At 33.6% G+C, this 11,467-nt stretch carries 10 protein-coding genes and 1 other RNA gene; 1 reads left to right on the top strand and 10 read right to left on the bottom strand.

Translation table 11 applies throughout. From position 1 onward, the window contains the following. Positions 1 to 3: 3 nt before the first annotated feature. The 5 genes from FCN74_RS08295 to FCN74_RS08315 all read right to left on the bottom strand — a co-directional run bounded on the left by FCN74_RS08295 (position 4) and on the right by FCN74_RS08315 (position 5,615). Entirely contained in the window at positions 4 to 1,617 is a 1,614-nt protein-coding gene (locus FCN74_RS08295; RefSeq protein WP_138932130.1) for a sulfatase-like hydrolase/transferase, read from the bottom strand. After that, positions 1,568 to 2,350 carry a glycosyltransferase family A protein gene (locus FCN74_RS08300; RefSeq protein ID WP_138932131.1) on the bottom strand — a complete coding sequence of 261 codons (783 nt, stop codon included), beginning with the start codon at positions 2,348 to 2,350 and terminating at the stop codon, positions 1,568 to 1,570. The genes FCN74_RS08295 and FCN74_RS08300 overlap by 50 nt, the downstream gene beginning before the upstream one ends. Positions 2,351 to 2,416: 66 nt before the next feature. Next, a complete protein-coding gene (locus tag FCN74_RS08305; protein WP_138932132.1) occupies positions 2,417 to 2,869 on the bottom strand; it encodes a DUF1569 domain-containing protein in 453 nt (150 codons plus the stop codon). Positions 2,870 to 2,880: 11 nt separating this feature from the next. Beyond that, entirely contained in the window at positions 2,881 to 4,191 is a 1,311-nt protein-coding gene (locus FCN74_RS08310) for an O-antigen translocase (protein ID WP_138932133.1), read from the bottom strand. A gap of 23 nt (positions 4,192 to 4,214) precedes the next feature. After that, positions 4,215 to 5,615 (bottom strand): S41 family peptidase, encoded by a 1,401-nt coding sequence (locus FCN74_RS08315; RefSeq protein WP_138932134.1) that lies wholly within the window; start codon positions 5,613 to 5,615, stop codon positions 4,215 to 4,217. Positions 5,616 to 5,840: 225 nt separating this feature from the next. Here FCN74_RS08315 and FCN74_RS08320 point away from each other — a divergent pair, with 225 nt between their 5' ends. Beyond that, the gene (locus tag FCN74_RS08320; RefSeq protein ID WP_138932135.1) at positions 5,841 to 8,660 is read left to right on the top strand and encodes a M16 family metallopeptidase; all 2,820 of its coding nucleotides are present in this window, start codon (positions 5,841 to 5,843) and stop codon (positions 8,658 to 8,660) included. Between the two features lie 76 nt (positions 8,661 to 8,736). Here the strand turns inward: FCN74_RS08320 and rny are convergent, their stop codons facing one another. The 5 genes from rny to FCN74_RS08345 all read right to left on the bottom strand — a co-directional run bounded on the left by rny (position 8,737) and on the right by FCN74_RS08345 (position 11,464). Then, the gene (gene rny, locus FCN74_RS08325; RefSeq protein ID WP_138932136.1) at positions 8,737 to 10,299 is read right to left on the bottom strand and encodes a ribonuclease Y; all 1,563 of its coding nucleotides are present in this window, start codon (positions 10,297 to 10,299) and stop codon (positions 8,737 to 8,739) included. Positions 10,300 to 10,351: 52 nt separating this feature from the next. After that, positions 10,352 to 10,471, bottom strand: a non-coding RNA gene (ssrS, locus tag FCN74_RS08330) — 6S RNA. Positions 10,472 to 10,530: 59 nt separating this feature from the next. Then, positions 10,531 to 10,821, bottom strand: a complete 291-nt coding sequence (locus FCN74_RS08335) for a cell division protein ZapA (protein WP_138932137.1) — start codon at positions 10,819 to 10,821, stop codon at positions 10,531 to 10,533. A gap of 4 nt (positions 10,822 to 10,825) precedes the next feature. Beyond that, the gene (locus FCN74_RS08340) at positions 10,826 to 11,116 is read right to left on the bottom strand and encodes a hypothetical protein (protein ID WP_138932138.1); all 291 of its coding nucleotides are present in this window, start codon (positions 11,114 to 11,116) and stop codon (positions 10,826 to 10,828) included. 168 nt (positions 11,117 to 11,284) lie between these two features. Beyond that, positions 11,285 to 11,464, bottom strand: a complete 180-nt coding sequence (locus FCN74_RS08345; RefSeq protein WP_138932139.1) for a CPXCG motif-containing cysteine-rich protein — start codon at positions 11,462 to 11,464, stop codon at positions 11,285 to 11,287. Positions 11,465 to 11,467 lie beyond the last annotated feature (3 nt).

An 11,467-nucleotide genomic window follows, 5' to 3' on the forward strand; every position in this document is an offset into this window, starting at 1 on the left:
AACTTAGGGCAAGTCTTCATAAAATTTATTTTTAAAAGCTCGCCGTTTTAATGTGCTAGATTGTTTTGTAAAAATACTTTTTGTCAAATCTAAGCTGTCAAATTGTATGGCATTAAGCTCAGAAAATGTGTGTATAAAGTTTTTTAGATTATAAGGATTTTTAGGTAAATATTGAGTAGAAAAATCTCTTTTAAACCTGTCATTCATCCAGATAAAAAAGGGAATTTCAAGCATTGCCTTTGTAGGGTTTTCTTCAGCATGACCAGAAAAATCAATACTTTCATAAACTTCGTCTCCATGATCAGAAAAATACAGGATATAACTAGAGTGGTCAATTTTTGCTATTTCTTTAAATACTTGTTTAAGAAAGAAATCGTGATATAATACCGCGTTATCATAGGCATTTGAACGTTGGTGAGCTTGTGGATGGTCAAAATTTGATGGACTTTTCCCATCAAATGTATTAAACTTTTCAGGGTAACGGTCACTGTAAAGCAAATGGGTTCCAAGTGGATGCAAAACGATAAACTTTTTAGCTGCGTTATGATTTAACGCCTTTTTAAATGCTGGTAACAAAACCTCATCATAAGGAGTAATCGTTCCATCTGAAGCTGTATTTTTTGTAATGTATTTATCGCTACTTCTAGCAATGAGTGTAACTAGACTTTCGTATTGTCCTATTGGTCTTTGGTTTGATAACCAAAAGGTTTTGAAACCAGCTTGATTCATCATTTGAATAATTGAAAAATCTTTGTCACCCGACAAACTGTTTAGGGTTAGAGCATCCTTTAAAGCGCCAATTGTATGGGCATGTGAACTAATAACATCTTCATAAAGCCATAAGTCTGATTTTAGACTATCTAAAAAAGGTGTGGTTTTACGTTTATAACCATAAACACTCATTCGCCGTCTTGTGGTAGATTCACCTATAATTAAAACATAAGTCGCGGTATCAACAGATTGTTTGAGCTTAAAACCATCAATATCAGAGATTGGTTTATCGATATTGTATTGTTGCATTTTTTTTTGCTCTTCAACGTATTCAAAAACAGACGACACACTAAGGTATAGAAAATTGTATTGCTGAAAACCTCTGTAAATCATTAGACTGAGCGGAATCAATATACCTAGAAAGTACAATAAAGTCTGATATTTATGGAACTTCGGTAGGCTAAAAACAGGTCGTTTTAAAAAGTAGTACACAAACAAAATTAGATATGAAATAATCATTAAGACAATAAAGGGGTTTAAGTAGAATTCAACGAATTCACGGGCCTCGGCAAGATTGGTTTCTAATAAAATAAAGATTGAAGACGCACTAATATTTGCTTTAAATAAATAGTAATAAATACTTTCAAACAGATTATTAATCACAAATATGAAATAGCCAAAAAACTGAAATAAGTACTGCCATTTACCTTTAAATATTAAACTAAAAGAGATGATGATAACTAGAATAGCTGAGTTTTCTACAAAATTTCTAGGTAAAATGCGATTTAAACCAAAACCATACGCCTGAAAAACAAAAGCCAAAAATAAAGGTAAAAGCCAAAATGTGATAGCTTCCTTATTTTGCCTTACTAAGCCTTTTATAGTCTTGAATAGCGTTGACGCCATATTTCCAAAATTGTAATATTTGAGAACAACTGATAACTCTACGCTTTATCAATATCCAAATATAACGTATCAACCAAAGATAAATTAGATTTTTGTATTGTAAATATTTCTGCGCAGTTAGAGCTTGTGTATATGCTTTTGAATCTTCATTGGGAACAGATGTTTTGCCATAATGCTTTACAATAGGTTTTGGGACAAATGCTACTTTTAAACCCGCACGGATAACATCATCTCTAAACACAGCTTCTTCGAACCAATGAAATCGTTCACCAAAACTAAAAATCGTATTAAATCTTATTTCAGCTTTATTAATTTTTTGAGAGTTAAATGTGATTTCCATCGATGTTAAAGATTGTTTATGAAGTAATTTATTTTGATAAGCAGCTTTTTCTTGATAAGTCTTATAAATCTTATCGTTTTCTCTCAAATATTGAAAAGAGATCAATGCCGCTTCAGGAAAATCTCTATAAGCTTTTATGACGATATCAATAGCATTTGGTAAGTACTCGATATCGTCATCTGCAATAAAACATATATCGCCAATAGCGTTAGTTATAGCTAGATTACGACTTTTACTTAAACCTCTCTCAAAGGCATTGATAACTCTAATATTGTTTTGATCGGATTCTAATAATTTATCTCTTGAGGTTTGGTTAATTATCAAAACATGAACATCGTTTAAGTTATAATGCTTAAACATAGGGCTCAGAAAGTCTAAATCTGTGCGATTCATGGTAGCAATTAAAAATTCTACCTTAGGCTGATGTTGTGTCGATTCGATAGATTATGATTTTAATGTTCATACCCCAAACTGTCTAAAGTGATGATCGAGATGTTTATAAGCCGACTGACCCCACATCCAATATTTCATTTCCCCAAAAATAGGATGCGTCCTCGAAGGTTCAAAATAAGATTTTGAGTTGTGCATTCGTTCAATAAGAAGGTATAATTTTGATTTTTCATTGTCAAAACCTTGTTCATTTTTTATGACAAATGACTTTGCAGTAGGCAGGCCTTGCTTCCATAATTTATCGTTATATAAAGTAGGTTTCATCAACTTTATCATGAGTCGCATCAAAATATTTGGCAGCTTTACTTTTTCTTCGCCAAATGCCAGCTTGATGGGTTTTTGACAATGCTTAAGCATCTGGTTAATATTCATTTTACCCCATCTTGCCTGACTATCCGGAGATAATTTATCAAGCCTGTTTAAAACTTCATGATAAGCATTATTTTCAAAAATAGATTTCACCAGTTTATTTTTTAATTATCATTAGTTGATTGAAAATTCACTTTAATGTTAAGAATTGACTTCCTAAAAATAAATAAAATTATCAGAAAGTAAACGACATAAGTGAAAGCATGACCTATGACAACTCCCGTTATATCAAAATATTGTACGCCTAGTATGGCGCTGAAATAAAGCCCAATAGCTAAAAACAAATCCGTTAGAACGTAGTGCCAAACCATTTTTTTGGCGTGAAATTGATAAACCAGCACTAAAGCTGAAATTCTAAAAAAATCTCCAATCATCTGCCATCCTAAAATAGAAGTTACCGGCATAAATTCTTCAGAAAATACAATTAAGACAAGGTATTTTCTCAATAGAAATAAAATTATTAAACCAAATGCAAATAGTGGTAAAATTTGTTTGTAAAAACCCATAGCAATACCTCTAAATTCTTTTAAGGATTTAGCTTGAACGTATTTTGGAAGAATATAAAGATTTAAAAGCGATTGCATAAATATCAAATAAAATGTAGAAAGCCTAAAGTTGGCTTCCCAGTAACCGGCAGCGTCAATGTTGATTTGTGCGGTTAAATACTGTCGGATACCGAGATAAACTAAAGGAAAACTTATAGCTGATATCATAGTCATAAATGCGTATTGACCAAAGTTTTTGACTTGAAGGGTTGTCCACAATTTCAAATCTATCTTAAAAACTTTGAGATGCTTTCTTGCAATGATACATGTTAAGACCAAACTTGCTGATGGTAATATAATTATAGCCATCAATGCACCGTTAAGACCATAAAAATACAAACAATACCCAAAGAGTAAAAGGTTTAAAATATGAGTAAATAAATTGATTTTGATCACTTTTTTAAAATGGTTGAGTCCATTTAATACAGAAAGCATAAAGGCATTCATTCCATAAATTGGTAGCAAAACTGATAACCACTTAAAGACAAAACTATAAGAGGGTTGATCAAAAACAAGATTAGAAAGAGATTCTGAAAATCCGTATACTAAAATAAAGACTACAAGGCTGAGAAAAATAAGAACCCAAAGCAAAGTTGAAATAAATGTTTTAAACCCAAACTCGTCATGTTTATTCTCACCACTATACCGCACAGCAGCTTTGACTAAACCGCCCGTAATAAAGTTTTGTAATACTGATAATGCATTTCTTAAATTACCAATATAAGTCAACCCTGAAGGTCCTAAAAACAGTGCTATAAGTTTGGATACTGCAAAGCTTGTGATAAGCTTTACAACAATACTAAAACTATTAAAGCTAGTAACCTGAAGTAAAGGTGACTGAGCAACAATTTTTTTGATATGTTTTAGCATTAAAAAGAATTAAGCTTCAAAAACTAAAATTTTGTGTCTGTTTTAAAATACATCCTTTGATAATTTGGTAAGTACATACCATCTTCTCCAATTTTTAAAGTTTGAAAGCTAGTCTGTTTTTGTAGGGGTTTGCCTTGTACACCAGCTCCAATTTGTTGTAAAGCCAGAGATAAAAGTGGTTCTGATGGATTTCCAAGTACACCTAAATTAAAAAAATCTTCGGCAAGTTCTATTTCAGGATCAAAACCGTCTGTAAAACCTGTAAAGCCTTCAACATTTTCTATTTCAAGTATAAGTGGCTGTAAGGCATAAAAATGATTCGGATTGGCATTTTGACGTCTAAAGTCAGGCGAATCGTATAAAGTCGTAGATCCTTGAAATTTTCCCGTTGTTGTAGTGCCAATTTGTGTTACAGTAATGTAGGGATCCAAAGCATTTATAACCAATTCACTAGCCGACGCAGTCGATCCTGTTGTTAACACAAAAACTCTATTCAAATTAAGGTTGTTGATGTTTTCCCCTTCGGCTGTTTGGTCATCAAATAATAAAACTTCTTCTTCAAAATTGTCATTAAACTTTTCTCGAGCAAAAATTTCACCCTCAAATTGACCGGTTATCATAGAAGCTAAGTCTTTTGCTGTTTCAATACTACCACCTCCATTGTACCTTAAGTCCAAAACTAAATCTGTAACCCCATCAGACACAAATTGAGCAAAGACCTGGTTAAGCTCCGATTCAAAATTAGAACGAAAACCATTATACATTAAATAGCCTATACTCTGCCCATTTATATCAAGTGTGTTTGCAATGTGAATAGGGTTTTCTGTTAAAACAGCTTTGTTGAGTAAGATGGTTTGTCCTGTTGTTATCAATTGTCCATCTTGTAATTCTGCTAGTCCTATACTGTATTGTTCCGGAGAAAGCAACTCATTAAAATTGGTATCGCTCAATGGTGTGCCGTCTATTTCAGTAAAAATCATTCCACGTTCAACCCCTTGAAGGTCAGCTGAAGAATCTGGTACCACATATCTTACATACCCAAAAACTTGTGTAGTATTTTCAATTAAGACGAGTCCAAACCGCATACCGTTACTTAAAGTTTGTCCTTGTATTGCCGCTTCTAGTTCTCTAAAGTCACTTACGATGACGCTAAACCTATCATCTTCGCGTATTAAATTGTCAAACAAACTCTCGGGTGTATCAAAACTACTAATAAAATCATCAAAATCGCTATCAGTTGAACTCCGTTGACTGAGGTCTGGGACGTCACTGCGATAGAGATAGAAAACATTCATCGCCTCCCAAACAAAGTTTTGTATCTCAATATTACTAGATGGTGAGATAACATCATCGAGATCATCTTGACATGACACTCCAATAAATACTATTAGTAATAAGGCATAAAAGGACTTTCTATTTAACATAGTGGTTTAATTTTATTTTTAAACGGTACACAAAGTAAACAAATTGTACGAACCTTTAAAGTTAAATTATAAAAATCAATAAGCATTGAGGGTTGTGTTATCACTTGATAAAAATACAATTTGTACTTTACAAATCGGTTCATCACTAAAACGTTAAATATTAACAAAATAAAAACTAAATATTTAGTTTGTTATATATTTGATACAATCACAAAATTTTTATCTATGAAAACTGCATTCAAAACAATTATGTTGTTTATGTGGGTTAGCTTTATTGGCCTAGCACAAACAACTGAGAAGACTCAACAGCTCTCACTTGACGAAAGTGTGAGGACAGGCGTACTCAAAAATGGGATGACCTATTACATTAAAAACAACAAAAAACCTGAAAATGAGGTAATTCTTCGCCTTGTTGTGAAAGCAGGTTCAATTTTAGAAACCGAAAAACAACTCGGTCTGGCGCATTTTATGGAGCACATGAATTTTAATGGCACCAAAAACTTTCCTAAAAACGAATTAGTAGATTACCTTCAAGGCATTGGCGTAAAATTTGGAAATGACCTGAATGCTTACACCAGTTTTGATGAAACAGTCTACTTTCTTCCGATTCCATTGGATGATCCCGAGAATTTACCCAAAGCTATGGACATCATGGAAGACTGGGCCTTTAACGCCACGCTAGAACCAGAAGAAATAGACAAAGAACGCGGTGTTGTCTTAGAAGAACTACGTTTAGGTCTAGGCGCTTCAGAACGAATGCGTAAAGAATATTTTGACAAACTCCTCTACAAATCCAGATATGCAAAACGCTTGCCTATAGGCAAAAAAGAAATTTTAGAAAATTTTGATTATCAAGATCTTATAGATTATTATGAAACCTGGTATAGACCTGATTTAATGGCTTTTATTGCCGTTGGTGACATCGATGTCGACAAAATGGAGAAAGATATTAAAAAGCGTTTTTCAAAATATAAAAATCCAAAAAAAGCTCAAGAACGCAAAGAATATGATGTTCCGGATCATGAAGAGACATTTGTAGCAATTGCCACAGACAAAGAAGCCACTTCACCACAAGTGTCTATTTATTATAAAAATCCTGAAGAGCGACAACCCAATACAACTTACCAAACTGCTGAGGCCAATCTTGAAAGCCAATTGTTTTCGAGCATGTTAAACAATAGGTTACGAGAGTTGTCAAACTCTCCTAATCCACCTTTTACATACGGTTATACCTATTATGGTAGTTTGGTCAATAACAAAAAAATGGCATTCACTTCATTTGCTGTACCCACCAATGATAACCAACTAAAAGCCCTTGAAGTGCTATTAAGAGAAAATGCCCGAGTTAAGAAATATGGTTTTACAAAATCTGAATTTGACAGGGCTAAAAAAGAGATATTAACACGACTAGAAAGTCAATTTAAAGAGAAAGACAAAACTGAATCTAGAAGATACGTTAGCCAATTGCAAAATCAATTTACTAGTGGTGATATCTATACAGGTGTAGAATGGCGTTACAATTTTACTAAAGAAACTTTACCAAAAATACAGCTTTCAGATATCAATGCCATGATAGATAAATATATAAGAGATGAAAGTCGTGTCGTTATTTTTACAGGACCAGAATATGAAGATGAAAGTCAAAAACCTAGTGAAGAAGACGTTTTAGCAATAGTCGACAATAGTTTTGATGACGTTGAAGCTTACCAAGAAACTAAAATGAGTGAAAGCTTAGTCCGAGAAAATTTGCCTCAAGGCAAAATTGTTTCTGAGAAACGCAATGAAGAGCTGGGCACAAACACCCTAAGCCTATCCAATGGTGCTAAAGTCACATACAAAACAACTGATTTTAAAGAAGATCAAATTTTGTTCAGAGCCGTCAGTTACGGAGGTTCAAATATGCTAGACAATGAAACTTATCAAAAAGTAAGATGGGCCATGAGAGGATTGTCTGAAGCAGGATACTCAGGATTGGATAAAAATGAAATCTCCAAGTTTATGAGCGATAAAATTGCCAATCTTAATTTTTCTTTATCAAGTACATCAGAACGCTTTAGAGGCCAGGCAGCACCAAAAGATTTAGAATATATGATGCAAATGTTACAGGCCCATTTTACAGATTTGAATTATAACGAAGAGGCTTTTAATGGCTACAAAGCCAAACAACAAGCCTTTATGGGTAATATGTTGGCCTCACCTAGGTTTTACTTTTTAGATAAAACATTTGGGTTTATAAACGAAAACAATCCAAGATGGGGTGGTATTTTGCCTGATGACGAAGATTGGGCTAAAACTGATTATAAATTGGCTTATGAAAAATATAAGGAACGCTTTAGCAATGCTGCAGATTTTCACTTTTTCTTTGTGGGTAATATCGACGAAAAAGTCCTTCGCGATTTGAGTGAAAAATATATTGCCGCTTTACCATCTGACCCTAGCCAAAAAGAAAAAGTAAAAGATCTTGGGTTTAGACAAAAGAAGGGAGACTTCAAAAAGATATTTTACAAAGGCAATGATCCTAAAAGTCAAGTCAGAATTTCTTTTTATGGAGAAACCGAATACGACAAAAAAGAAGCCATGGCAATGGATGCTTTAGGTGAAGTTTTAAGCATTAAATTGATTGAAACTTTAAGAGAAGATGAAAGCGGAGTTTACGGTGTTAGTGCCAACGGTGGGATGAATAAACGTCCTTACGGCAGCTACAGATTTTCAATACAGTTCCCGTGTGGGCCTGAAAATGCAGAAAATTTAGCAGATGCTGCTCTAGCTGAACTTCAAAAAATTATAGATAATGGTCCAACTCAAGAAGATCTAAATAAATACAAAAAAGCCCAAAAAGTAGATTATGATGAAAATTTAGAAAAAAATGATTGGTGGATTGATCAAATGACCTCAGCTTATTATAACCAAATGAATCCAGAACGGGCGTTAACTTATATGGATAGAGTGAATGCGGTGACGGCTGAAGATGTTCAAGCTGTCGCTAAAAAATATCTTTCCGGTGATAAGTATATTGCGATTTTAATGCCCGAGTCTCAACAGTAAATTATGCTTTTGTATACTTAATATAAAAAGCCTCGAAATATCGAGGCTTTTTTAATGCATATGCTTGAGATGTCAATCACTTTGCTATGTTGACAGCTCGAGTTTCTCTTATGACTGTTACTTTAACTTGACCTGGATAAGTCATATCAGTTTGAATTTTTTGAGATATCTCAAAAGACAATTCTGAAGCCTTTTCATCTGGTACTTTTTCACTTTCTACTATAACACGCAATTCTCTGCCAGCCTGAATCGCATAAGCCTTTTGTACACCATTGAAGCCAAAAGCTATATCTTCAAGATCTTTAAGGCGTTTGACATAAGAATCTAAAACTTGTCGTCTGGCGCCTGGTCTTGCTCCACTTATCGCATCACAGACTTGGACGATAGGAGAAAGTAAGGATGTCATTTCTATCTCATCATGATGTGCTCCAATGGCATTACACACCTCATCTTTTTCGCCATATTTTTCAGCCCACTGCATACCCAAAATGGCATGTGGTGTTTCTGTTTCTTCTTCAGGTACTTTACCAATATCGTGCAATAAACCAGCTCTTTTGGCTAATTTTGGGTTTAAACCTAGTTCTGAAGCCATAATGCCGCATAAATTACTGACCTCTCTTGAGTGTTGTAAAAGGTTTTGCCCGTAAGATGAACGGTACTTCATTCGGCCTACAGTTTTAACGAGTTCTGGTTGCAATCCGTGAATTCCCAAATCAACAACAGTTCGCTTACCAATTTCTACAATTTCATCCTCTATTTGATTTTTGGTTTTTCTCACAACATCTTCTATACGTGCTGGATGAATTCGGCCGTCAGTTACAAGTTTGTGTAAAGATAGCCTGGCTATTTCTCTTCTAACCGAATCAAAACAAGACAATATGATGGCTTCCGGGGTATCGTCGACAATTATTTCGACACCAGTTGCCGATTCTAAGGCTCTAATATTTCTTCCTTCTCTCCCAATAATTCGACCCTTTACGTCGTCGTTTTCGAGATTAAAAACAGAAACACAATTGTCTACAGCTTCTTCTGTACCTACACGTTGTATGGTATTAATTACAATCTTCTTGGCTTCTTGCTGTGCTGTCATTTTGGCCTCTTCTACTGTATCCCTAACAATAGCCATAGCTTCAGACTTCGCCTTTTCCTTGAGGGATTCCATGAGTTGCGCTTTAGCATCTTCAGCACTAAGACCACTTATGACCTCAAGTTGTTGTATTTTCCTTTGCAGGATTTGATCAATTTCTTCTTGTTTTTTAAGTATACGCTCTTTCCGCTGTTTGACTTCTTCAAGCTTCTCTTCTAGTTCTTGGCCTCTTTTTTTGTTTTGACCCAACTCACTTGAGACCTTTGACTCTTTGTCTTTAATTCGCTTTTCTGCTTCAGATATTTTGTTATCTCTCGATAAAATCACTTTCTCGTGCTCTGCTTTAAGCTCTATAAATTTTTCTTTTGCCTGTAATATTTTGTCTTTTTTTATGCTTTCTGCTTCCTTTTCTGCTTCAGCGATGATGCGTTTACTTTCATTTTTAGCTTGCTGAACTGCACTTTTAGAACTTTTGCTTTCAATTGCTTTTGAAATAAAAAATCCGATGACTAATGCGACTACGGCTGTTATAATTATTGGTAATATTTCCATAAGATTGATTTTAATTTATAAAAAAAGCCTGTATTAGTTTTTGTTTTGAATTAAACTCCTATAAAACAGGATTAGGGCTACATGACTGATCAAACTTCCGTCTAATGTTTTGAAACATAACGGCATGTTTTAGCAACCAAAACTCACCCTTTCTAATTGTAAAGTGTTGAGTTTATCAAAAAGAAAAACAACTAATACAGGCAGTATTAATATTTTTATTTAAAGAACGTTTTAATTTATCTGGTCAACTAACTTTTCGTTTAAATCGATTAAACGCTGTTCTATTTCTTCATCGGTCTTATCGTCATTCAGTTGCATTTGTTCAACTTTTGATGCAAATTGTAATGCACTCATGGCCAATACATCTTGTTTATCTCTAACAGCGTAATTTTCTTCAAAATGTTTTATGACATTATTAATTTTTTGAGCAGCTAATCTTAAACTTTCCTCTTGTTCAGGAAAAACATTCATCGGATAGACTCTATCCGCAATTGAAATCTTTATTTTTAGCTGTTTCTTCATCGTTTTATTTAGATAATTGAACAATACAACTATCAACTTCTCTTATTAATCGATTTATTTTAAGTTTAGTTTCCTTTTTATAATTTTTACTGCCTAAAATAGCATTGGCTGTTTTGAGTTGTTCATTTTCGGTCGTTAAAATTGAAATTTGATGCTTGAGCGTCTTGATTTTGTCTTTTAATTTTTGGTTTTCCGATTCTGAAGTGTTTAAATCTTCTTTTAAGGTATCAAATTTATTAACAAGTTTAAATACATGACTCTCCAATTGTTTAACAACTTCCAATGTTTGACTCATAAACCTACTATTAAAAGCAAATTTAGGTTTTTAATTTTAAAAAAACAATCTATTGAAAATTAAATCTACTTTTATTACTGGGTATAATCTTCAATTAAGTTAAGCCCATCTTCTTACAAGGTCTTAATCATTTTCGATAAATTACCTCTACATCATCTGTTAAAAACTCTACTGAATTGGCTCTGCTACAAAATCGTTGATAGTATTCTCTACACAATGAACGCTGATTTGTATGGGTCTACAACATACTTCACAATCTTCAATATAGCTTTGCTGTCTTATAGAAGTATCTATCAACATGCTAATAGTTTCCCAGCAATAGGGGCATTGAAAGAAATGTTCATTCATAGC

Source organism: Mesohalobacter halotolerans, assembly GCF_006120725.1.
Lineage (GTDB): Bacteria > Bacteroidota > Bacteroidia > Flavobacteriales > Flavobacteriaceae > Psychroflexus > Psychroflexus halotolerans.